26 protein-coding genes are annotated in these 22,991 nt (G+C 48.3%); 4 read left to right on the top strand and 22 right to left on the bottom strand.

What is annotated here, in order from left to right:
• Nucleotides 1–65: 65 nt before the first annotated feature.
• Genes Q9R36_RS13720 through Q9R36_RS13710 form a run of 3 tightly spaced genes read right to left on the bottom strand, consistent with a single transcriptional unit; the run spans nt 66 to nt 2,061 of the window.
• Nucleotides 66–332 (bottom strand): DNA-directed RNA polymerase subunit beta, encoded by a 267-nt coding sequence (locus Q9R36_RS13720; RefSeq protein ID WP_009792673.1) that lies wholly within the window; start codon nt 330–332, stop codon nt 66–68.
• A gap of 15 nt (nt 333–347) precedes the next feature.
• Nucleotides 348–1,172 carry a flagellar hook-basal body protein gene (locus Q9R36_RS13715; RefSeq protein WP_311225327.1) on the bottom strand — a complete coding sequence of 275 codons (825 nt, stop codon included), beginning with the start codon at nt 1,170–1,172 and terminating at the stop codon, nt 348–350.
• Between the two features lie 49 nt (nt 1,173–1,221).
• Nucleotides 1,222–2,061 (bottom strand): flagellar hook-basal body protein, encoded by an 840-nt coding sequence (locus Q9R36_RS13710; RefSeq protein ID WP_311225326.1) that lies wholly within the window; start codon nt 2,059–2,061, stop codon nt 1,222–1,224.
• Between the two features lie 166 nt (nt 2,062–2,227).
• On the opposite strand from Q9R36_RS13710, the gene Q9R36_RS13705 reads away from it, so the two are divergent.
• Nucleotides 2,228–2,503 carry a hypothetical protein gene (locus tag Q9R36_RS13705; protein WP_311225325.1) on the top strand — a complete coding sequence of 92 codons (276 nt, stop codon included), beginning with the start codon at nt 2,228–2,230 and terminating at the stop codon, nt 2,501–2,503.
• A gap of 168 nt (nt 2,504–2,671) precedes the next feature.
• Here the strand turns inward: Q9R36_RS13705 and mreB are convergent, their stop codons facing one another.
• From mreB to spoIIID, 3 genes are all read right to left on the bottom strand, one after another.
• Nucleotides 2,672–3,673 (bottom strand): rod shape-determining protein, encoded by a 1,002-nt coding sequence (gene mreB / locus Q9R36_RS13700; protein WP_009792669.1) that lies wholly within the window; start codon nt 3,671–3,673, stop codon nt 2,672–2,674.
• 23 nt (nt 3,674–3,696) lie between these two features.
• A complete protein-coding gene (locus Q9R36_RS13695) occupies nt 3,697–3,906 on the bottom strand; it encodes a hypothetical protein (protein WP_311225324.1) in 210 nt (69 codons plus the stop codon).
• A 208-nt stretch (nt 3,907–4,114) separates the two neighbouring features.
• Nucleotides 4,115–4,387 carry a sporulation transcriptional regulator SpoIIID gene (spoIIID, locus tag Q9R36_RS13690; protein WP_009792667.1) on the bottom strand — a complete coding sequence of 91 codons (273 nt, stop codon included), beginning with the start codon at nt 4,385–4,387 and terminating at the stop codon, nt 4,115–4,117.
• Between the two features lie 732 nt (nt 4,388–5,119).
• Here spoIIID and Q9R36_RS13685 point away from each other — a divergent pair.
• Entirely contained in the window at nt 5,120–5,800 is a 681-nt protein-coding gene (locus Q9R36_RS13685) for a LysM peptidoglycan-binding domain-containing protein (RefSeq protein WP_311225323.1), read from the top strand.
• Nucleotides 5,801–5,890: 90 nt separating this feature from the next.
• On the opposite strand, the gene Q9R36_RS13680 is transcribed toward Q9R36_RS13685, so the two are convergent.
• From Q9R36_RS13680 to spoIIQ, 6 genes are all read right to left on the bottom strand, one after another.
• Nucleotides 5,891–7,561 carry a sodium:solute symporter family protein gene (locus Q9R36_RS13680; protein WP_009792663.1) on the bottom strand — a complete coding sequence of 557 codons (1,671 nt, stop codon included), beginning with the start codon at nt 7,559–7,561 and terminating at the stop codon, nt 5,891–5,893.
• A gap of 40 nt (nt 7,562–7,601) precedes the next feature.
• Nucleotides 7,602–7,904, bottom strand: coding sequence for a DUF4212 domain-containing protein (locus Q9R36_RS13675; protein ID WP_101549662.1), 303 nt, complete (start codon nt 7,902–7,904; stop codon nt 7,602–7,604).
• A gap of 124 nt (nt 7,905–8,028) precedes the next feature.
• The gene (locus Q9R36_RS13670; RefSeq protein ID WP_129612978.1) at nt 8,029–8,211 is read right to left on the bottom strand and encodes a hypothetical protein; all 183 of its coding nucleotides are present in this window, start codon (nt 8,209–8,211) and stop codon (nt 8,029–8,031) included.
• A gap of 142 nt (nt 8,212–8,353) precedes the next feature.
• Nucleotides 8,354–8,956 carry a pyroglutamyl-peptidase I gene (gene pcp, locus Q9R36_RS13665; protein ID WP_306010202.1) on the bottom strand — a complete coding sequence of 201 codons (603 nt, stop codon included), beginning with the start codon at nt 8,954–8,956 and terminating at the stop codon, nt 8,354–8,356.
• 12 nt (nt 8,957–8,968) lie between these two features.
• Nucleotides 8,969–10,537, bottom strand: coding sequence for a gamma-glutamyltransferase (ggt, locus tag Q9R36_RS13660; protein WP_311225404.1), 1,569 nt, complete (start codon nt 10,535–10,537; stop codon nt 8,969–8,971).
• A gap of 472 nt (nt 10,538–11,009) precedes the next feature.
• Nucleotides 11,010–11,975, bottom strand: a complete 966-nt coding sequence (gene spoIIQ / locus Q9R36_RS13655; RefSeq protein WP_009792658.1) for a stage II sporulation protein SpoIIQ — start codon at nt 11,973–11,975, stop codon at nt 11,010–11,012.
• 140 nt (nt 11,976–12,115) lie between these two features.
• Between spoIIQ and Q9R36_RS13650 the strand changes: the two genes are divergently transcribed.
• Nucleotides 12,116–12,535: a VanZ family protein gene (locus Q9R36_RS13650; RefSeq protein WP_311225322.1), complete on the top strand. Its 420-nt coding sequence runs from the start codon at nt 12,116–12,118 to the stop codon at nt 12,533–12,535.
• A 22-nt stretch (nt 12,536–12,557) separates the two neighbouring features.
• On the opposite strand, the gene spoIID is transcribed toward Q9R36_RS13650, so the two are convergent.
• The 7 genes from spoIID to nuoL all read right to left on the bottom strand — a co-directional run bounded on the left by spoIID (nt 12,558) and on the right by nuoL (nt 21,542).
• The gene (gene spoIID, locus Q9R36_RS13645; RefSeq protein WP_311225321.1) at nt 12,558–13,586 is read right to left on the bottom strand and encodes a stage II sporulation protein D; all 1,029 of its coding nucleotides are present in this window, start codon (nt 13,584–13,586) and stop codon (nt 12,558–12,560) included.
• A gap of 270 nt (nt 13,587–13,856) precedes the next feature.
• On the bottom strand, nt 13,857–15,164 hold the full coding sequence (murA, locus tag Q9R36_RS13640) for a UDP-N-acetylglucosamine 1-carboxyvinyltransferase (protein WP_009792654.1): 1,308 nt from the start codon (nt 15,162–15,164) through the stop codon (nt 13,857–13,859).
• Between the two features lie 33 nt (nt 15,165–15,197).
• Nucleotides 15,198–15,947 (bottom strand): YwmB family TATA-box binding protein, encoded by a 750-nt coding sequence (locus Q9R36_RS13635; protein ID WP_009792653.1) that lies wholly within the window; start codon nt 15,945–15,947, stop codon nt 15,198–15,200.
• A 256-nt stretch (nt 15,948–16,203) separates the two neighbouring features.
• Entirely contained in the window at nt 16,204–16,440 is a 237-nt protein-coding gene (locus tag Q9R36_RS13630; RefSeq protein WP_009792651.1) for a DUF1146 family protein, read from the bottom strand.
• A gap of 204 nt (nt 16,441–16,644) precedes the next feature.
• Entirely contained in the window at nt 16,645–18,159 is a 1,515-nt protein-coding gene (gene nuoN / locus Q9R36_RS13625; RefSeq protein ID WP_311225320.1) for an NADH-quinone oxidoreductase subunit NuoN, read from the bottom strand.
• Nucleotides 18,160–18,165: 6 nt separating this feature from the next.
• Nucleotides 18,166–19,680, bottom strand: coding sequence for a complex I subunit 4 family protein (locus tag Q9R36_RS13620; protein ID WP_311225319.1), 1,515 nt, complete (start codon nt 19,678–19,680; stop codon nt 18,166–18,168).
• A complete protein-coding gene (gene nuoL, locus Q9R36_RS13615; RefSeq protein WP_253619158.1) occupies nt 19,677–21,542 on the bottom strand; it encodes an NADH-quinone oxidoreductase subunit L in 1,866 nt (621 codons plus the stop codon). The genes Q9R36_RS13620 and nuoL overlap by 4 nt, the downstream gene beginning before the upstream one ends.
• On the opposite strand from nuoL, the gene Q9R36_RS13610 reads away from it, so the two are divergent.
• Nucleotides 21,523–21,696: a hypothetical protein gene (locus tag Q9R36_RS13610; RefSeq protein ID WP_311225318.1), complete on the top strand. Its 174-nt coding sequence runs from the start codon at nt 21,523–21,525 to the stop codon at nt 21,694–21,696. The two genes, nuoL and Q9R36_RS13610, sit on opposite strands and share 20 nt — an antisense overlap.
• Here Q9R36_RS13610 and nuoK read toward each other — a convergent pair.
• The 3 genes from nuoK to nuoI are packed head-to-tail and all read right to left on the bottom strand — an operon-like array spanning nt 21,693 to nt 22,944.
• Complete coding sequence (gene nuoK, locus Q9R36_RS13605) at nt 21,693–22,007, bottom strand: NADH-quinone oxidoreductase subunit NuoK (RefSeq protein ID WP_009792646.1); 315 nt, start codon at nt 22,005–22,007, stop codon at nt 21,693–21,695. The two genes, Q9R36_RS13610 and nuoK, sit on opposite strands and share 4 nt — an antisense overlap.
• The gene (locus Q9R36_RS13600; RefSeq protein WP_129612986.1) at nt 22,004–22,528 is read right to left on the bottom strand and encodes an NADH-quinone oxidoreductase subunit J; all 525 of its coding nucleotides are present in this window, start codon (nt 22,526–22,528) and stop codon (nt 22,004–22,006) included. The genes nuoK and Q9R36_RS13600 overlap by 4 nt, the downstream gene beginning before the upstream one ends.
• Nucleotides 22,525–22,944, bottom strand: a complete 420-nt coding sequence (gene nuoI / locus Q9R36_RS13595) for an NADH-quinone oxidoreductase subunit NuoI (RefSeq protein WP_009792644.1) — start codon at nt 22,942–22,944, stop codon at nt 22,525–22,527. Before nuoI ends, Q9R36_RS13600 begins: the two co-directional genes overlap by 4 nt.
• Between the last annotated feature and the right edge of the window lie 47 nt (nt 22,945–22,991).

Below are 22,991 nucleotides of genomic sequence, written 5' to 3'. Positions count from 1 at the left end.
TATGTCTTTATTGTACTGTAAAAGAACAGAAAAAAGGAAGGGCAAATCCCCTTCCCGGCAAAAATTTATTCTTTTTCAACCAGATCCTTGATATGCATCCAGGTCGATTTTTCAAAAATATCGGATGCTTTGCCGCCGCCCATTACACTGTAGCCCACAAATGCTCCGAGGATGAGGCTTCCGGCGATTAAAATCAGCACAATGATGACTCGAAGCCAGATCGGGACAAGGCGTATGCGGATGATCCTTTTGCCGGCCGCTTTCTCTTCCGCTTTTTGTTTTTTCTTTTGTTCACGCGTGTTGGCCGCTTCCTGGTTTTTCTTCACTAGCATCAATTTTAATCCCCTTTACCTGATCCCGTTTACAAGCCCCATCATCTGGTCTGCCATTGAAATGGCGCGTGACTGGAACTGATAGGCACGCTGTACGGTAATAAGATCAGTCATTTCTTTTTGCATATTCACATTCGACTGCTCAAGCGCCCTTTGCTGGACACCTGCCTCGCCGCGCAGTGCGCCTGTCAAATCAGTCAATACATCGATCCCATCCGCGCCGGCTGCCAGTGCCAGCAGATTGCCTCCCTGCTGCTGCAGGAACTGAGGCTTATTGACTCTGACAATGCCGAGGCTGAATTCCTGCTCCTGGCCGGTGCTGTCCTTTGCTGTCAGGATGCCGTTCTCTGTAATGGCAAATTCACCGGGCTGCCCATTGATGTAAATCGGATTATCATTCTCATCCAGGAATGCGTTGCCGGCGCTGGTGACAAGCATGCTTTCTGTGTCGGATACCGGCGTCAAATAGAACGCACCATCCCGTGTATATTGAACCTCTGAGCCTGTCTCTGTCTGGACAAGAACTTTATAAAGCTGATTCTCTTTCGTAAAAGCCGTGTCCAGCTGGCGGTCCGTCGTTTTAATGCTGCCCTGCGCCATCACGATCTGCGACTGGGCCAGCATCGCCCCGGTGCCCTGCCTCAGCCCATTAGGCGTCAGCCTGTTTTCATCAGCCGAGTTCGGCTGATTGGCAAATTGCTGCACAAGCAGGTCTGTAAACGTGGCTTCCCTGCGCTTGTAGCCGGTCGTATCGACATTCGCCATATTGTGGCTTGTTATATCCATCTGCTTTTGCAGCTGGGCCAGCGTATTGGTGGCTGTAATCATCATTCTGCTCATAATATCCCCCTTATCGGGCTGCTGTTATTCGGAAAGCCGATGGCGGCCATCATCCGATGCGGCCGACCTCATTCGCCATTTTTTCCATACTGCGGTCATAAGCCTGCAAAACCTTCTGGTTAGCTTCAAAAGCCCGGTAGGCTGTCATCATATCGGTCATCGTCCTGCTTGCATCTACATTTGAGGATTCCAGGAATCCCTGCTGCAGCGCGAAGCCGGCTTCCGGATTATCTGCGGCCTCTGCGAGCGGCGCTCCATCTTCAGTCCGGAACAGGCCGTCGCCTGCTTTGATCAGCTCTGCCGGATTTTCAGAGAAACCGAATCCAAGCTGGGCAGTTTCGCCGTTTTCGCCTGTGATTTCACCTGCGCTGGTGACAGTGAAGCGATCGCTTTCCAGCTGAATACGATTATCCTGCCCGTCCAGAACGTACAAACCTGAAGCGGTTGTCAGGAAGCCTTCTCCATCAAGCGTGAAGTCGCCGTTACGCGTATAACGCGGCTCACCGTCTGCTCCTGACACCTTGAAAAATACCGAAGCGCTGATACCTGTTTCTGCATCAGCCGGCATATTCACGTCCACAAGAGCAAGGTCTGTATTCTGCCCGGTTTCCCTCAGGTCCCCCTGGAGGAAGTTAGGTGTGTTCTCCTGCATATAAACACCTGTGTTGATGCTGCCGATTTCCTTGTTCAGCGGCAGCTTAAGCCTGTTCTGAACTGGGATTTCCAGCTGTCCTGCACTCTGGAGCAGCATTTCCGGAAATGCCCTCATCGAGGACTGATCTGCCTTAAAACCTGGAGTATTGCTGTTTGCCATATTATTCGTCAGCATTTCCGTCCTGCGCTGCTGGGACAGCATCCCGGAAGCTACCGTATAAAACCCTCTAAACATGTTCCACCTCTATATATTGCCGGCAAAGACCGGACATCATTTCACCATCAAAAGGGACATACAATTATTCTTGCACTACTTTCTATTATAAAAAAAATCCGCACAAGAAACAGCAGATTTTTGCAGAAAAGTGTCAATTTGTGAAAAAAACAGGGGATTTTGGGGTATGGAGGTTGGTATTTTCAGAGCGGAGAGTAATTTTAGAGGGGGATGGAGCAGTGGGAGGCAGTACCTTGCAGGAGATTGGCTTTTTGTTTTATGCTGGCCAGATGCCGGGCTCAGCTTGTTGATTTGTAAATCTATGGTATTAGGAATGATTATTGCTGAAACCGGCATGATTATTGGCAAAACCGGTATGATTTTTGCCGGAACCGGCATGATTATCAGCAAATCCGGAATGATTATCCGAAATTCCGGCACAATCTCTTCACAAGTTGGATGAACCGCCTCCAAGAAGGAATGCACACCACCCATTTTAATGACATCTCCTCGATAAATGCTCAAATTTCTGCCATTCCCAATCAGAATACAGCAAGTCTGACTCAATACCACCCCAAGTCCCGCTCCAAGCCAGAAAAAAAAGCGCACGGACCCCCGCACGCTTTTTCCATTAGCCCAATCTTCTCTTAGGCAGTTTATCGATATTGTCCAGCATGATGCCGGTTCCGATTGCTACGCAATCCATCGGGTTTTCAGCCACAAGGACCGGCACTTTAAGCTCTTCTGCCAGCAGCATGTCGATGCCATGCAGAAGGGCTCCGCCTCCTGTGAGGATGACACCGCGGTCGATGATGTCGGCTGAGAGCTCAGGCGGTGTCCTTTCCAGGACTGTTTTGGCAGCCTGGACGATGACCGCGACGGACTCGCGGAGCGCCTGTTCGATTTCGCCGGAACGGACTGTGATCGTCCTTGGGAGGCCTGATACCATGTCACGGCCGCGGATATCGATTTCTTCATCCCTCGAATCCGGGAATACAGTTGCGATATTGATCTTGATGTTTTCGGCAGTCCTCTCACCGATCAGAAGCTTGTACTCACGCTTGATATAGTTGAGGATTTCGGCATCAAATTTGTCGCCGGCCATCTTGATGGAAGAAGATGTAACGATATCGCCCATTGAAAGAACAGCTACATCTGTAGTTCCTCCGCCGATATCGACAACCATGTTTCCGCTCGGCTGGAAGATGTCCATGCCGGCGCCGATTGCAGCGACCTTCGGCTCTTCCTCAAGGTAGACTTTCTTGCCGCCGCTTTTTTCGGCAGCTTCCTTGATTGCTTTCTGTTCGACGCTTGTAATATTGGTCGGGCAGCAGATCAGGATGCGCGGCTTGGATAAGAATCCTTTTACATTCAATTTGTTGATAAAATGCTTCAGCATAGCTTCAGTCACATCAAAGTCGGCAATGACGCCGTCCTTCAGCGGGCGGATGGCGACAATATTGCCGGGCGTACGCCCTACCATGCGGCGCGCTTCTTCGCCGACAGCCAGCACTTTATTATTGTTCCTGTCAATCGCCACTACAGATGGCTCATTCAACACAATTCCCCGGCCTTTTACATGAATCAGTACATTGGCAGTACCCAGGTCAATTCCAATATCTCTAGCAAACATTTTACTTTTTTTCCTCCCTGCACTTAGCCAGCGCGGGCTTCCGGCTCCTGAATGAAGTCAATAACGATTTTTCCTGGCTGGCCAGTTGCCGCTGCTTCATATTTTTTATGGATGCCTCCTGCGCCTATCCTGCTTTTTGGCGGAAGCTGCCAAGCAGGTTCGGCCAGGCGGCCTTTATGCAATAGCTTTAAACCGCCGTAAATCCTTCCATTAAGGAAGCCTTTCCAATTCAAGGTTTCGGCGGCTGACGAAGCTGCAAAATATTTTTTTCCAAGTTCTATCCTAATTGTTTATTTTATCACAATCAAACCGTAACTAGAAACATTTTGTAAAAATTATGTAGCATTCCCGCAAAATTTGTCGCTACATTTCCAATAAAGCAGAAAAAAGCACAAATCCTGTCGGCTGCGCTTTCTTCCTCTCTCATATTCAATTCATAGCCTACTGAACAGGCTCGCCTTCCAGTTCCTCTTTCTTGTATTTCATTTTTGTTGCTTCTCCCCCGCGCAGGTGGCGGATCGATTTATGGTAATCAAGTATTTCCTTTACTTCGTTTGCAAGATCAGGATTGATTTCAGGAAGCCTTTCTGTCAGATCTTTATGGACTGTACTTTTGGATACGCCAAACTCTTTCGCAATCACGCGAACTGTTTTTTTCGTCTCCACGATATACTTTCCAATCTTGATAGTTCTCTCTTTGATGTAATCGTGCACACCACTCGCCCTCCCTAAATTGGTTGTGAGGAGTGTAAAATGAGACCCGTTTCGCTTTTTCGAAATTCTCCATTCCGCACATTCTGATACAACAGCTGGTAGAATCGGCTTTTTTTGCGGCAGAAAGCTGTGCTCTCTAATACTGCAGGGAATAAACATGTCCTTTGGGGCCTGCTCTTTGTTGGTGTCAAAACGACTCTGCACCTCATACTCTCTCTTTTGTGTAAGGTTTGTAACAGTTTATTAGCTTGGTTGAGATTATATGCACGATTACGGCAATAAGGACAAGGCATACCTGAAATTATTTGAAAAATCGGACATTCACTATTCTCTTATAAGTCTCCTCTGGAGATACAATCCAGATTCCTCCTCCCTTTGTCCCTTGGACTATGAAGGGCGAAATAACCTTTTTTCGACATAACCCGACATTTCTCTGGGTGTTTCTGCCCTGCGTGAATTGTCTATCTTTTATCCGCCTGCTCCTCTTAATAGGAAAATCTTTAATCATTTTGCTCTATATTTTTAGAGATAATCTGCTCAGAACTGGGCATAAATCCTCCTATGCAGGAAAAAGAATGGTTCTTCCAGCAGGATAGAGCCCAGCATTTATTCATGAGTTTATCCCTATTGCCGGAGGGTATTGATTACCATAAAATGAATTCTGGCTCAGCGTTCATAAATTTGGTTGCACATCCAAACTTATCCAAACTATATAAAAAGGCGGGTTAATCAATGGAACATACAATTACGATAACGAGAAAGGAACGTATAGAAGCAAGCAGGAAAAAAGACAAGCATAAAGGCAAAAAGAAGGGTGCTGCCATTTCCCTGTCAGCGGCCATGACTTTGTCTTCTTTTATGGCGGCTGGCACCAGCTATGCAGCGGCCGAGGAACAAACGGTATACAGCGTGAAAAAGGGAGATTCTCTTTATAAAATCGCAAGAACCTATGACGTTTCTGTTTCTGAGCTGAAAACAGCAAATAAGCTTCATGCTAATCTTATTTTTCCAGGGCAGGAATTGAAGATACCTGAAGCAGACAGAACGGCAGAACCACCGGCATCTGACCGGAAGACACGTGCAGATGTTTCCGTCTATACTGTGCAGGCAGGAGACACTCTCTGGGAGCTGTCACAGCGTTTCCAGACCCCGATAGAGACGATCAAAAGGCTTAACGGCCTGAACAGCAATTTCCTCTTGATCGGCCAGAGACTGATCATACATGAGGAGACTCCTTATGTGGATGCACAAGTGGTTGGGGCAGCAGATAACTTCACGGTGGAATTCAAGACAGAGGATGGATATATTGCTTTAAAAGTGGCATATGGAACTGCCCTGGACTATCAGAAGCTCTCAGGACAAAAAGTTTCTATTTCATTTAAAGACGGCGCTCTTGTTTCTATGAAAAAATAATATTTCCCGAGAAATTTGTCGATGGCGCAAAAAAAGCCGTACAGCTTCTCTTTTAGAAAAGAGAGCCGTACAGCCTTATTATGCAATCTGTTAAACGGATTTGGATTTCCCCTCATCCATCCACACTTCCCCATCTTTATAGATCATCTGTTCAGGATAGCGCAGATTGATTACTTCCTCCTGAATCTTTTTGGATGGAGCTTCGGTGGCCTTCGATACAATAATATTGGTCAAGAAGGCTGCTGCTGCCCCAAAGACGCCCGCTCCTGTATCGATAATGCCCAGGATAGTGAAGCCGCCGTATTTTGCGGCAAAGATATAAGCCAGGGTCACTCCCAGACCGACAAGGAGCCCGGAGATGACCCCTTTTGCATTGGAACGTTTCCACCAGACGCCAAGAACGAGTGCCGGGAAGAAGGTTCCTGTAGCCAGAGCGAATGCCCAGGCGACAATCTGGGTAATGGCTCCCGGAGGATTCAAGGCGATCAGGCCTGCCAGAAGCGTGGCGACCACAATGGACCAGCGGGCAACACTGAGCCTGGTTTTTTCAGTAGAATTAGGCTTCCAGACCCGATAGAAAATATCGTGTGCAAATGAAGATGAAATGGCGATCATCAGCCCGCCTGCTGTTGACAGGGCGGCTGCCATAGCACCGGCGGCAACAAGGCCGATGACGAATACACCAAGATTGGCAATCTCCGGTGTCGCCATGACGACGATATCATTAGAGATGATCAGTTCACTCCACTGCAGAATGCCGTCCCCATTGCCATCGGCAAGCTGCAGCTTTCCTGTGTCGACCCATGTTTTGGTCCAGGCCGGGAGCTCGCTGATGCTGCTGCCGGCAACCTTTGTCATCAGGATGAAACGGGAGAAAGCAGCATAAGCCGGTGCAGAAAGATAAAGCAATCCGATGAAGAGCAAAGCCCAGGCCCCTGACCAGCGGGCCGCCTTCATTGTAGATACCGTGTAGAAGCGGACAATAACGTGCGGGAGTCCTGCTGTACCCGCCATCAAGGTAAACATGAGGGCAAGGAACTGCCATTTAGTCCCGTTCGTAAATGGAGCGAAGTATTCAGAGATCCCAAGCTCCCTATCAAGCTCACCCATCTTGCCGACAAGCTCTCCATAAGAAATCCAAGGAAGCGGATTATTGGTAAGCTGCAGGGACATGAAGATGACCGGGATGAGATAGGCAATAATTAGAATGATATACTGGGCCACCTGTGTCCAGGTGATTCCCTTCATCCCGCCGAAAGCGGCATAAAAGGCGATCAGTACAACGCCGATCATAGTACCGAGCTTGGCATCGATCTCAAACAAACGGCCGATTACTACGCCCGAGCCTGACAGCTGGCCGATTGAATAGGTAAATGAGATGACGATTGTACAAATTGCGGCTATGACCCTTGCTGTATGGCTGTTATAGCGGTCGCCGATGAATTCCGGAACGGTATAGCGCCCGTACTTTCGCAGCTGAGGCGCCAACAGGAACGTCAGGAGCAGATAGCCGCCCGTCCAGCCCATAATATAGGCTAGGCCGTCGTAGCCGAGAAGCATGATCGTCCCGGCCATCCCGATAAAGGAAGCTGCACTCATCCAGTCGGCACCGATGGCCATTCCATTGAAAATCGGCGGGACACCGCGCCCTGCCACATAGAAATCTGAGGTGGCACGCGCCTTATTATAGACCGCAATGCCAATATATAAAGCAAATGTAGCCAGAATAATTGATAATGAGACCAAAAACTGTGTATCCATGTAATCCCCCTTAAAAGGTTTCTATCTACACAAAAGCATTTTAGTGGTCCAGCACCTTCCCTGAGCTGATCTGTTCGTTTTTATCCTCATCAATCCCATATTTGCGGTCAATTGAATCACTAAGTTTCGCATTCACAAATAATAGAATGATAAACGTGATGACAGCTCCCTGTGCACCCATGAAATAATGGAACGGGAAGCCATTGATCGTTATTTCACTGAGCGGCTCTGCAAATAGCACGACACCGTAGGAGACGATGAACCAGATAGCAAAATAGATGATCATGTTTCTCGTTTTTTCGCGAAAATAACTGTCTGCAGTTGCCTTATCAATTTTTTTCAAACCTTTGCACCTCGCAATTAATGGATTTCCCCTCATTTGGAAGCGTACTCATTTATTGGCTCGATTCCCTCCTTATTAAAAAGTTATATTCTAATCGGCCCGCCTTAAAGAAGGCAGGTCCGGATCAGCTGAGGCTGAAAATAAACTTGATGGTATCGAGAAAAGGCGCAGGGACCAGGATGATTTGTACGAGGAAGTAAACGAATATCCCTAGAAAAGGAATCGCAAGGAAGATAGTTTTCTTTTGGCGCAATGCCAGAAAGAGGCAGAATGCTGTCAAGAGCAGCACAATCATAAGAGTCGGCAAGTAGATCCCTCCAATGCTGGCGAAATTAAAAGACTAAATTTTATGAAAATTTTAACTATATTATCACTTGAAACTCTCTTGGGGTCAAGATAAATTGGGAGACAATTTCTTTCAAAATAAAAAAGGGACAAGAATCTGTCCCCTACAAAGCCTCTATCATCTTTTTCACTGCATCCTGCAAATCGCTGTCAGACCAGCTTGGCAGGCTGCGTTTGCTTTTGGCAGCGAGCTGGTGGGAGGCCGGAATGTGAATGAATCCAGCCGGGATCTCCCTTCCGCTCTTCTTTATTTCATGCAGGATGGTGTACATGACATTATTGCATAAGTATGTTCCTGCTGTATTGGAGATTTCAGCCGGCAGACCGTTCTCTTTTAATCTGTTGACCATCTTCCTGATTGGAAGAGTGGAGAAATAGCCGTCCGGCCCTTCTTCATCAATCGGCGAATCTTCCAATCTTGCTCCGCTGTTGTCAGGTTCGCCGTCGCGGCAGTTGATGGCGATCCGCTCTGGGGTGATGCTGTTCCTGCCTCCCGCAAGTCCGAGCGAGATAACAGCATCCGGCTGGTGCTCATGGTAGGCTTCCAGTATTTTAACCGGTGATTCTTTAAAGTCGACAGGGAGAAGGACTCCCTTAATTTCATAGTCTCCGATCTTTGTTCCGTTCAGGGCTTCAACGACCTTTTCTGTCGGGTTGATCGGAAATTCCAAAAAAGGCTCAAAGCCTGTTAAAAGCAGTTTCTTCATTATGCTCCTCCTTTACCAGCTGGCAATCGTTCCATCTGTGCGCGGCTCTGTTCCGCCTGTCAGTACGCCTGTTTCCGGGTTGCGGGTGATGACCTGCCCGCGTCCGAAGCCGCCTGAATCGTGGGCCACCTTGATTTCGTGCCCTTTGGCGGCAAGCTGCTTCACAAGATGGTTTGGCATTGTATATTCAACCTCTATTTTATTGCCTTCAATCCACTGCCAGCGCGGTGCATCAAGAGCGGCCTGCGGATTCAGCTTGAAGTCGATCATGTTCATGGCAACCTGCACATGGCCCTGCGGCTGCATGTATCCGCCCATTACACCGAACGGCCCCACTGCGTCCCTGCCTTTTGTAATAAAACCAGGGATGATCGTATGATAGGTCTTCTTGCCTGGTGCAAGAGCATTTTCGTGGCCCGGATCAAGGGAGAAATCATGCCCCCGGTTCTGCAGGCCGATTCCGGTGCCTGGCACCACCACACCTGATCCAAAGCCCATATAATTGCTCTGGATAAACGAAACCATATTGCCTTCACCATCCGCCGTTGACAGATAAACTGTGCCGCCTTTTGGCAGGGAGCCCGGCTCTGGGAGGCGCGCTTCGCCTGTAATTTTCCTGCGGGAGGCTTCTGCATAGCTTTCAGAAAGCATATCCTCCACCTTCGTTTTCATGAAGGCAGGATCGGTAATATAAGTTTTGCCGTCTGTAAACGCCTGCTTCATCGCTTCCAGCTGCAGATGGAGCTGTTCAGCGTCTTCACGATGGGTAAATTCATAGCCTTTTAAAATATTCAGGGCCATCAGTGCTACCAGCCCTTGGCCATTCGGCGGGATTTCCCAAATATCGTAGCCGCGGTAGTTAACGGAAATCGGGTCCACCCATTCAGCTTTATAGCCTTCCAGATCCTCTTTGGAAAGGAAGCCTCCGCCCTCTTCGGATGCCTTGGCAATCTTATCGGCGAGTTCGCCGCGGTAGAAGCTTTCAGCGTTCGTTTCTGCAATCGCTTCGAGCGTTCTTGCGTGATCTTCAGACTTCCACATTTCACCGATTTCCGGAGCTTTGCCATTCGGCGCGAAAACCTTGAACCATTCTTCATATTCAGGGCCGGTAAAGCGCTTTTTATAAATTTTATGTGCACCTGTCCAATATTTCCCGAGAATCGGGGATACAGGGTAGCCATAACGTGCATAGTCGATGGCCGGTTGGAGCACCTCTTTCAATGGAAGGCGGCCAAACCGCTTGGACAGCTCTGCCCATGCAGAAGGAGCACCAGGAACGGTGACAGGGACCCAGCCATGTGATGGCATGGTTTCATGACCCTTTTCCTTCACCTTATCAATACTGATGCTCTGCGGGGACGGTCCGCTTCCGTTCAAGCCGTACAGCGAATCATTTGTCCATACAAGCGCAAAAGCATCACCGCCGATCCCGTTTGAGGTCGGCTCCACGACCGTCAGGCAGGCAGCCGTTGCGATTGCCGCATCAATGGCATTACCGCCTTTTTTCATTATGTCGAGCCCAGCCTGGGCAGCAAGGGGCTGGGAGGTCGCAACCATCCCGTTCCGCGCAATTGAAGCCATCCGCTGTGACTGATATGGATATGTAAGATTTGAAGACAAATTCTTTTCCCCCTCTATTGACGGTGCCAGGCACCAGCTAGGCAAAACCTTCGCCTTGCGAAATATTATACCAGAGAAAAGGGGGAGATGTCGAAAAATTATGAATGAGTGAGTATTCTGGGTATAGTTTTGGTTGGGGAGTACAGTGTTTAGATGAAGAGGGGGGATTTTGAGTGTGATTGACCATTGGAGGGGCCGGGGATTCCGTTTATTAGCAACTTTTTGAGTTTATTAGCAACTTTTTCCGTATATTAGCAACTTTTCCTTTTTATTAGCAACTTTCCGGATATATTAGCAACTTTCCCATTTTATTAGCAACTAGCCTCAGAGAGCAGCCAGCCCCATCGACCGAGCAGCCAGCCCCGTCTAAAAACCAACCCCTCATCCACTACGAAAAAACCCGCCATCATCACGGCGGGCTTTTCCATTCTTATTACGCGTTTTCGTTGTTCAGGCTGGCGTCAGATGAATCTGTGGACTCTTCTTCCTGATCTCCGGAATTGTTTTTGTCCTGGTCTTCTTTATCGCCTGCATTTTCGTCTTCTTTATCTTCTGCTGCTTTATCGTCTTCAGCAGCTTTTTTCTCATCTGCTGATTCTTCTGTTCCAGTTGCGGCATCGTCTGCTTCTTCACCTTCAGCTGCTGCATCGCTGTCATTTTCTTCAGCGGCACCGCTGTCGTCGGCTGCACCTGTGTTATCGGTCGGGGCAGCTTCCTGTAGCGCGCTTAATGGCTTATTGAAGTAGTCAAGCGGGTTGACAGGCACATTGTCTTTGCGGATTTCAAAGTGTACATGGACGCCTGCTTCTTCGTTAAATAGGCTTTGGCCGGCTTTTGCAAGAGCTTGTCCTTGTTCAACCTGGTCGCCTTGCTTTACACTTACATCTGTAACAGATTGATATTGTGTTACAATACCTTTGTCATGCTCGATTTCGATGACATTTCCTAACAGCGCATCTTCATCCACTCTTGTAACAGTTCCGCTTAGGGCTGCTTTCACTTCGAAGGATTCGCCATCTTTTTGGGCGATATCAATTCCAGTGTTTGGATGGTACGTGTTATTGTAGAAAACCAATGCTGCTTCCTGTTCTTCTTTCTTGCCTGTGTAATCATAGAACTGCTTTTGGATTTCGACTGAATCCTGGTTGGCTACCGGCATTACGAAGTTTTCCATTGAGCGGGTTACTTCTACTGATGGCTCATCGTATTTCTTCTCGGCAACATCAGTATCGCTGTAATCATACTCATCAGACGCATTGTTCGAGTTTTGATACCAAAGAACCGCGGTTAGAATGATTGCTGCGCTCGCCAGATAGATAGCCGGGAATGCCCACCTTTTTTTCATAAAGCGCTTGAAACCTGAATCTTGAGAAGATCGTTGCTTTTCTTCCTCTCTCATTTATCATCACCTCAGCAATCATTCTGAACAGAATGAGGGTTTTATATACATACCGGAAAAAAATTTTTTTAATGCTTATTTTTCGACAAAGCTTTCCGCTTTATGCATGAAAGATCAAAATAATTCTAAGGAGAAAAATAATGAAGTTGATCATACGAATTTTGCCCCTCTTATATATGGGTCTGATCTGGTTTTTATCAAGCATGCCGGCTGATGCTGTCGTTGCCCTGCCTGATTCAAAGGTCGACAGCTTCCTGAAGGAATCCATGCATCTGATAGAGTTTGCCATCCTTTATATTCTTTTGGTGCTGGCCTTTTTGACCGGTGGCCGTTTTACTAAAAAGCTAAATATCATCCTCGCCGTCATTGCTGCCCTGTACGGCGTGACAGACGAAATCCATCAATCCTTCATACCGGCACGCTCTTCTTCGCTGATCGATGTAGCCAAGGACTGGATTGGCGTGGCTGTGGCTTATTATTTTGTCTATCAGGCCAGGTTCGGCGGACGCTTCAACTTGATTGCCAGCTTTTTAAAGAAAATAGAGAATATAAAAAAATAGGAATGGGCTCATGGCCCCATTCCTATTTTTGTGCGGTTATTTTCGTCAATGCCTGATCAGCCGAGGCAATTTCGACACCTTTATAATAGTATGTGACGATATCCTTGAAGGTTTTCCCTTCCGCTGCCATCCCGTTTGCCCCGTATTGGCTCATCCCGACACCATGGCCGAATCCTTTTGTGGTGATGACAATATTATTGCCCTTGCGCTCCCATGTGAAGTCGGTGGACCTCAGCCCGAGATCTGTGCGTATCGTCGTGCCTTCCAGAATCTTGCCGTTAATATCCACCTTGCCGACCCTCTTACCGGCCGTTCTTTCAATAACGGTCCCGATCGTATTGTCAGCAGGCAGCTTTACGCCAAGCTTTGCTTCAAATTCTGCCACTGTAATCTCTTTTTGCGCCTGGTACTTAGGCGTACCCACATCCCATGGGCTTTCCACACTTTTTAAATATGGCATGGCATTGGACCACACTTCTTCCGAGCTTTCGGTATACCCGTTTGCCGTGGAGAAGAATTGGGCTTCAATCGGTTTGCCTTCATATGTCAGGATCTGTCCGCTCGTTTCATTCACGGCCTCTCTGATATTTTTAATCTTCCAGCTGTAATTTTCCTTCCAGAGCTTTTTCAGCTCAGCTTCATTCTTATAGACCTGATGGTTCTCCGTATCGGTTACGATGGCTCCATCCGGCAGCCCGTCTGTCACCTTGCCCATCATTTGCCTGACAATATAGGTCCTGGCTGTCAGTGCCTGTGCCTTCAGTGCTTCTTTTTCAAAGTCGGCAGGCATTTCTGAGGCGACTACCCCGACTACATATTCCTCAAGAGGAAGCGTTTCTACTTTTTTGGCCATTGTGCGGTATACAGACACGTCGATTGCCGGTCCGGCAGGCTTCGCCGCTGCCGGCGGCTCTTCCTGCTGCTGAAGCTCTTCGCCCAGCTTGCCGCTGACTTTCGCATCCTTAAATGGGAGGACGAGCAATGTCGGAATCATCAGGGTTGTTACGAGCAGTAGGGCGGATAGTAGTAGGATCGGTTTAAATTTAATCATGAATTATGCCTCCATATCGAATGATTGTCAAATAACCAAATGGCCATCTCCATTCATTCATATGGTTCGGGACAAGCTTTTATGACAAGAATCATCAGATGGGAGAAGGGTTTTGCATTGAGACCAGGATGATATTAAGAATAGGTTACATTCAGCATAAACAGTCGTAAAAACAGCTTTTCCGCATAAAATCAAAAAACCGCAGAACCTTATCGTCGGATATCAGACAACAAGGTTCTACGGTTTTATTGAACATCATCCGGAATGCTATTAAGCATTCATATCGGATACGTAAGTTTCTTCAGTAATTGTTTCTTCCACTTCTGTGATGCGTTCGATGTCAGCGCCAAGTGCTGCCAGTTTGTTGTGGAAGCCGACATAGCCGCGGTCAAGGTGCTTAAGCTCTGTTACACGGGTAACGCCGTCAGCGACCAGGCCAGTCAGGATCAGGGCTGCTGCTGCGCGAAGATCGGTTGCTGCAACTTCTGCTCCCTGCAGATTGGATGGTCCATTCATGACAACGGAACGGCCTTCAATCTTTACTTCTGCATTCATCCTGCGGAATTCCTCTACATGCATGAAGCGGTTTTCGAATACCGTTTCAGTGATCATGCTGGTTCCTTTTGCACGAAGCAAGAGGGCCATCATCTGGGACTGCATGTCAGTCGGGAAGCCAGGGTGAGGCATGGTCTTGATATCAACAGCCTTCAGCTTATCAGGGCCGATGACACGGACTCCTTCGCCTTCCTCGATGAAAGTGACACCCATTTCCTCCATTTTGGCAATCAGGGATGTCATGTGTTCCGGAACTGCATTCTGTACCAGCACGTCTCCGCCTGTGATAGCAGCTGCTACCATGAAGGTTCCTGCCTCGATGCGGTCAGGGATGATGTTATGGACTGCTCCGAAAAGCATGTCTACGCCTTCGATTTTGATCGTTCCTGTGCCTGCGCCTTTTACTTTTGCCCCCATTTTATTGAGGAAGTTAGCGAGGTCGACAATCTCAGGCTCTTTTGCAACGTTCTCGATGATGGTTGTGCCCTTTGCAAGGGTTGCAGCCATCATGATATTTTCAGTTGCCCCGACACTCGGGAAGTCCAGATATATTTTTGCTCCCTGCAGGCGGTCTTCTACTTCCGCTTCAATGAAGCCATTTCCTACTTTTACCTTAGCACCCATGGCTTCAAAGCCTTTCAGGTGCTGATCGATCGGACGTGATCCGATGGCACAGCCTCCTGGCAGTGCGACACGGGCACGGCCATTGCGCGCGAGCAATGATCCCATTACGAGTACAGATGCGCGCATTTTGCGAACATATTCAAACGGTGCCTCAACCTTAAGCTCTCTTGATGCATCCACGATGACTTCGTTATTTTTAAACTCCACTTCGGCGTTTAAATAGCGTAACACTTCATTGATGGTATATACATCGGAGAGAGTCGGCACATCACGAATTACGCTTTTTCCATCACTTGCTAACAGTGTAGCGGCGATAACAGGCAAGACAGCATTTTTTGCTCCTTCTACTTTAACAGTACCGCTTAGCCTTTTTCCGCCGCGGACGATGATTTTTTCCAAAGTGTATTCCCCTCCGCGTCCAATTTCTCTATATTAATATTCAATCGTAATGATTGGTGTTCCAACTACAAGGGTAGTCTTTCCGCCCAATCCTTGAGTTCTTAATCCAATTTGTAAATTCATCTCATCATTGTTGCTTTCAATCGACCCGGCAAACATTGGAGAATACGCCGATGCTGATATAAAAGAACTTTCTTTTAATGACTCAATTTCCTTTGCATCAAAAGCTTTCATCAATTCATTTACATTATCAGGCAAAGTCTTTTTCATCTTATCACCGAACTCGCCTTTAATACAAGAGAAAATTGTGGCATTTCCACGAAATATGTCGGAGAGCTTATCGGAAAGTTCCTCTTTTAGGAAGGTCTCCGTTCCCTTCCCCCAGCCATGGCCTGTGGCCTCATAAATTAAATACGTATGAGCCTTGCCATTTGTGAGGGTCGATAGGATTTTTATGCTCTCTTTTTTATTTCCGTCTGCCTGGAAAACCGCTGAATACTCGGCCTTATCCTTGCTGGAGCTTGATGTCCACTCCCATTCCGGATAATCTGCCTTCATTTTCCCGGCAAGCGTTTCGGCGTCCCGAAGATTTTCGACATTTTCCATATTTTTTCTTGCATGGATCGTCCAGTCTTGAATCAAAATATCTTTGTTTTGAAGAACCGCGGCCATAGTCAATAGGTCATGCTTTCCGATAGCTACAGTCGTCTTATTCCCAAGGTTTATAGTGACAAAACCAATAATAGCGATAATTGCAAAATAAAGTGTGTACTTTTTCAACATGTATCTCACTCCCCTTATTACCATTGTTGCCAAGCTGGGGGAGAGCATACCAGGGAAAAGTCGTCACTTTTTGACAAATACAGAAGCCGGAAAGCTCACATTATGATTATACGTGACTTTTTTCACAAAAGTGCGCATATGTATTTGCAGCAAGAAAGCTGCTGACATACAAAAAAGATTTTACTAAGATTCCTGCTGGAATGGAACATGCATGAAGACCTATATTTCACATTTTTCTGCTGCCAAAACCTGCTTTTTATTGAAGAATGAGCGGCAGCTGCTGAGACCATAGCAGATAGTCGAGAAAAAAATTGCTGACAATCGATCCAATGACGATGGAAAGCATGACGAACAGCACTCTTGCCTGGAACACATGGTGGGCTCTCAGAAACTTTTCATAGTTGACTGACTGCAGTGCCCACCAGGCAATCGCGATGAAAAACAAGTGTGAGATGATGCTTAGTAATGCCTGCTGGCCGAAGCCTGAAATCATTTGGCAATCCCCCTAGAACTTTTCAGTACTTAGATTGTAGCACCAATTGCCATGCAAATAAATCGGCTGGCGCACATTGCTTCCCGAAATGCAGGCGAAGCGGATGCCTCCTTTCATTTGACGTAAGCTCCCCTGCAAAGGTTTCACACTTTTATAGAAAAAATAAAAAGGAGGCTGGCGCTTTTCACCAGCCTCCTTTTCTTCTCATTGAAGAAAATCAGCAAATTGATTGAAGTTGCTTTGCAGAAAATCAATGGCCAAGTTCGGCAGGATCCCAAACACAATGACCGCACAGGCGCAGACGCCGATGACAATGGATACAGAAGCAGGCTGGGCCGGTTTCTTCTGATCAGCTGCTGGCCGGAAGAACATCTGCGTAAGGATTCCAAAATAATAATAGTAAGAGACAACCGTTGCGGCAACCATGATCGACACGAGCACATAGTGAGCCGGCTCTGTCATAAGGGCGCCTGTGATGATATTGAGCTTCCCGATAAAACCTGCGGTCCCCGGGATGCCTGCTAAAGAGAGGATGAATATCCCCATCGCAGCAGCAAGCAAAGGCGACCTTTTATAAAGACCGGAAAAAATGCTGATGTCTTCTGATCCTGCTTTTTCAGAAACAGCCTGGATGACCGCAAAAGCCCCGAGGCTCATCAGCAGATACGCACCCAGATAGAACCACAGCGAGTCGAACATAAATACCGATGCAGCCGAGATCGCAACAAATATATAGCCTGCATGGGCAATGCTTGAGTAGGCAAACAGCCGCTTGATATTCCGCTGCCTCAGGGCAATCACATTTCCAACGATCATCGTGGCCCCTGCCAGGAAGGCCATATAATCCTGGACCTTGATGATGAGCGGCAGCGAGCCCGGCCCTTCAGACGGTGCTGATAAGGCTATGACGAGCACCACACGTGCGATCAGTACAAATCCTGCTGTTTTTGAAACCACACTCAGGAAAGCAGTGACCGGAAGCGGTGATCCCTGATACACGTCCGGTGCCCACATATGAAAAGGCACAGACGCTATCTTGAAAGCGAGCCCAGTCAAAATCATGAAAAAGGCCAGGCCAACAAGGTACAGATACTGTGATTCCGTGATGGATGAGAGTGCCAATCCGATTTTCTTCAGATTAGTCGTGCCGGCAATTCCGTACAAATAGCTCATCCCAAACAGAGTGATTGCAGTGGAAATCCCGCCATTGATGACATACTTCATGGCTGATTCATTGGACTGCAGATTCCTTTTCTGCATGCCGGCCAGAATATAGGAAGAAATCGACAGCAGCTCAAGCCCTGTGAAAAGGGTGATCAGGTCACCGCTTGAAGACATCATCATCGCACCAAGAAGCGCCGTCAGAAAGAGATAGTAAAACTCTCCCCTGTATTCCTCCAGTCCCTCTTTCCCTCTATATCCGAGAGCGAGCAGCATTACAAAAGCGGAGCCGATCAGGAGCAGCAGCTTGAATGCCTTGGCAAACGAATCGAGGCGGAAGGTGTCAGAAAGGATTGATTCCGTCCCGCTTCCCAGCAGAGCAAGAAGGGAAGCCAGTGCACCAAGAATGCCGGCTAAGGCAAGCCAGCCAAGGATCTGCCTGCTTTTCTTAGAGGGCATGAACAGATCGATCAGGGTTAAGATGGCTGTGCTGCCAAGGATGATGAATTCCGGTGTCATCAAGAGCCAATTATATGAAAGCAATGTTTCCAGGTCCATCCTTCATCACCCTCCCATTCCTGGCAAAATCGTTTCCAGCACCGGCTGGAGCGGCGCGCTGATGGCGAGCGGATACACGCCGATCAGGACAATGGCTCCAACCAGGAGCACCGCCGGCATCATTTCCAACGCTTTTAGGTCCGTAACATTCCCATAGTCGGACCTCGCTTCTCCGAACGTCACTCCAAGGACCGCCCTCAGAAGATAGACAGCTGTCAGAATGACGCCCAGTGCGGCAACAGCAGCTACCGCTGGCCGGTTTTCAAAGAGGCCGAGAAAGGCCATGAATTCACTGATAAATCCGGACATGCCGGGCATGCCGAGCGAAGCCATCGCCCCGGCGAGCAGGAAGCCGGCCGCAAGCGGCATCTGCCGGGAAAGCCCGCCAAGCTTCTTGATGGAAGAGGTCCCGACCCGCTCATATAAAGCACCGACAAGATAGAACAAAAGCGCAGAAATAAGTCCGTGAGACACTACTTGAAAAATGGCCCCCTGTACGCCCGCTTCATTTAATGCGCCTAATCCGATTAAGACGATCCCCATATGGGAAATGGAAGAATAGGCAAGCACTTTCCTGAAATCATCCTGGATGAAAGCAAGGAATGCCCCATACAGGAGATTGACTGCACCCAGTATGCTAATCAGCAGGCCGAGCTGCTGGAATTGCTCCGGAAAAAATCCGAGGCCAAAGCGGATGAGGCCGAATGCCCCGATTTTCAAGAGGATGCCGGCATGCAGCATCACAACCGAGGCCGGCGCCTCAGCATGGACACGGACCATCCAGCTGTGAAGCGGAAAAATCGGCAGCTTGACGCCAAATGCAATCAGGAGGGCAATGAACAGCCCCAGCTTCAGCTCCTCAGAGAAAGGCGAAATGGCCTGTGCTCCTCCCTGCATGATGATTTGAAGCTCTTCCATATTGGCCGTTCCGGTTCTGGCAAATAAAACAATGAACACAATCAGCAGGATGGCTGAGCCTAGGCCATTGTAGATCAGAAAGCTGAAGGCAGCTTTTTCTTTTTCAAACAATCCCCACTTTCCGATCAGAAAGAACATCGGGATGAGCGTTATCTCAAAAAACAGGAAGAATAAGAACAGATTTTCTGCGGCGAAAACGCCAAGCATCCCCGTTTCCAGCAGAAGGAAAAGCATAAAATAACCTTTCCATTCTTTAGTGATCCGGAACGATGCAGCCGCAGCAAGCAAAGCAAGGAAGCTGGTGAGCAGGATCATGATCATTGAGAAACCATCGGCCCCGAGTTCATAGCTGATTTTAAAATAATCGCCAACGAGATCAGGATGGCCAAACTGGATCCAGTCTGCCCTTTCATCCATCTCTTCGAGCCCTGCTCCTGAATGGTATATAAAATAGGCAGCGAGGGCGAGTATGGCAGCCGGCAATGCTGCGGCCAAGCCTATCCACTTTATCGCCCTTTCTTTGGCTTTTGGCACAAATAGGAGCACAAGCAGCCCTGCTAACGGGGAGAATACCAGCACAGATAGATAATAAGGAAATGTCATTTAAAGAACCCCCCTGTCAAAGCAAATACAGCTGTCAGGATGGCAAGGCCAATAAAGGCGGCCGCCCCATATGTCTGTACCTGTCCATCCTGGAGCCTGGAGCCTGCTTTTCCAAGGCTCTGCACCGCAGAACCGATTCCCTTTACGGCTCCTTCTACAATGAAAGCTTCAATATAATGAAGGAAAAGACTGAACACCTTCATTCCCTGTACAATGCTGAGCCGGTAAAATTCGTCCACATAAAATTTGTTCAGCAGGATGCTGTGGGCAGAAGGCATATAGCTGCTGAGCCAGGTGCGCGATACCGTCCTCCTGCCGTACATCAGCCAGGCAAGAAGGATGCCGGCAAGTGAAACCGCAGTCGCTGCAATCATGATCCAGACAGGCGCCTCAATATGGCCATGCCCTAACAAATCATTGCCCTCTGCCAGCCAGTCGCCCAGGAAGGTACCGAACCAAGGGGTATTCACATAGCCTGCAATAATAGCCAGTACTCCCAGCACTAACATCGGGAAGGTCATCATACCCGGTGATTCATGAACACTATCTGTTTTTGTACGCGGTTCTCCGGCAAAAACCATGAAGAACAGCCTGAACATATAGAAAGCGGTAAAAAAGGCGGCAAGCAGTGCGAGCCAGAACAGGACCGTATTTCCGTGCACCCAGGCAGACGCCAGTATCTCATCTTTGCTGAAGAAGCCTGAAAAAAGCGGAACCCCGCTGATGGAAAGCGTCCCGATCAAAAATAGCGGACCAGTCAGCTTCATTTTTTTCCATAAGCCGCCCATTCTCTCGATATCCTGTGTATGGACTGCATGGATGACGCTCCCTGCCGCAAGGAAAAGAAGCGCTTTGAAAAAGGCATGTGTCATCAGGTGGAACACCCCGGCCGTGTAGCCGGCCGAGCCGAGGGCAAGCATCATATAGCCGAGCTGGCTGACTGTCGAATAAGCGAGCACCCTTTTAATATCCGTCTGGACAAGACCGATGAGGGCGGCAAATACCGCCGTCCCTCCCCCAATGGCTGCGACGGTGAATAATGCTGTTTCACTGGCTGCAAATAGAGGGAAAAGCGCAGCAACCAGATACACACCCGCTGCCACCATTGTTGCAGCGTGGATGAGTGCAGAAACCGGGGTCGGCCCCTCCATCGCATCGGGAAGCCATGTATGGAGCGGGAATTGTCCTGATTTTCCTACTGCTCCGATAAAGATAAGGATCGCTGTCAGCGTGATCATCCCTTCAGAGATGGCACCTTCCGCAACAGCAGCAAAAATCTCGTCGTACTCAAAGCTTCCTGTCTGCCAGAAAAGCAATATAAGTCCGATCAGGAGGCCGACATCGCCGATCCTTGTCATGATGAAGGCTTTCTTGGCAGCCTGCTTTGCTTCATTTTTGTAAAAATAGAAGCCGATCAGCAGAAAGGAGCCGAGACCAACAAGCTCCCAGAAAATATAGGTCTGCAGGAGGTTGGGCGAGAGGACCAGGCCAAGCATGGCAAAGGTGAAAAGCCCAAGGTACGCGTAAAAGATATGGAACCTCCCGTCCCCGTGCATATACCCTTTTGAATACATATGTACAAGAAAACTTACCAGAGACACAATGATCAGCATTAATGCGTTCAATTGATTGACTTCATACCCCGCTGTGATCTGCAGTCCGCCGATCTTGAGCCAGATTCCTTCCGCCTTGAAACTCGGGGAGGCAAATCTGTCAATCAGGACGAACAGGGATAACACAAAGGAGGCAAGGCTTAAGATCATCCCGATGTAGGCGCTCGCTTCCTTGAGCCTCCTGCCGAAAAGCAGGAGTATGACAAATGATAACAGCGGGAATAGCGGTATGATCCATGCACTTTCCATCAATATCACGATCCCCTTTTGCACACCGGAAGCCGGCGTGCTGGATGGAGGCCTGCAGCAGGCAGCGTTTTTCCGTTCTTTTCTGCCGGGCACAGCCTCTTTCTATCTGCTTGTTCCGATCCAGCGGACATCCGCTGTTTTTCCAAAGAGCTAATGTTTCATCGTATCCATCTCATCAATGTTGACAGTCCTGCGGCTCCGGTAAAGAGAAATGAGGATGGCGAGGCCGACCGCCGCTTCCGCTGCGGCAACAGCGATAGCAAATAAGGCGAATACCTGTCCGGTGATCGACGGGACCATCCCATATTTGCTGAACGCGACAAGATTGATATTGACCGCATTCAGCATCAGCTCGATGGAAATGAGGACGATGACGGTATTCCGTTTCGTAAGAGCCCCGTATAATCCGATGCAAAATAAGATGAGTGCCAGTGCAAGATAGGCTGAAACAGGTACACCTGTCATCCTTCATCACCCTCCGTTTCCCCATCATCCTTCCTTGCCAGGACAATGGCCCCGACCAATGCGACCAGGAGCACCACTGATGTCAATTCAAAAGGAATGACAAATTCGGAGAATAAGCTGATCCCGATTTGCTCTGTATTGTTTTCATGAAGCAGCGCCTCCTGCTCCGGGAACTCAAGGTTATAGATGCCGATATACACACTGAAGGCAAAGGCCAGGATAGCCAGAAATAATAGAATCCTGCGCAGGCGGCCGGCTTTCTGCTCACTCTGGTCGTTATGGCGGGTAAGCATAATGCCAAACAGCATGATGATCGTGATGGCACCCGAGTAAATCAGCACCTGGACAACAGCAATGAATTCAGCAGACAAGAGGATATAAATGCCGGCTATGCTGATAAAAGTAAAGACAAGCGCGACCACCATATGGACCACTTTTTCAAGGTTGATCAGCAGAATGCCCCCTGTCACTGCAGCGATGGCCAGCCCTAAAAAGGCAAGCAGCTCTCCTGAAAATGTCATGCTTTATTCACCTGCCGTATGTTTTCATCATTCTCATCAAGCCATTCAAGGTTTTTGAACAGCTCATCACGGCTGTATTCTGCCAGCTCAAAGTTATTGGTCATGATGATTGCCTCGGTTGGGCATACCTCTGTACATAGGTCGCATAAGATGCAGATCTCGAAATTGATGTCATATGTGTCAATGATTTTCCCTTTTTTCGCAGGGTCAGGATGTTTCTTGCCTGTCAGCTGGATGCAATCTGTCGGGCAGATATTGGCACACTGATTGCAGACGATGCATTTTTCCGGATAGAATTTCTGGATGCCCCTGAACCGGTCCGGGAGCGGCAGCGGCTCTTTCGGATAATTATAGGTGACTTTTTTTCTTGCCAGATTACTAAGGGTATATTTGAGTCCCTTTGCCAGTCCCAGCATGCTTTTTCACCCTTTCTATCAGTCTGTAATATAAGCTGCATTCCCGG

Source organism: Bacillus sp. AG4(2022), from assembly GCF_031844465.1.
Taxonomy (GTDB): domain Bacteria; phylum Bacillota; class Bacilli; order Bacillales; family Cytobacillaceae; genus Bacillus_AB; species Bacillus_AB infantis.
This window is presented reverse-complemented; position numbering and strand designations above follow the sequence as displayed.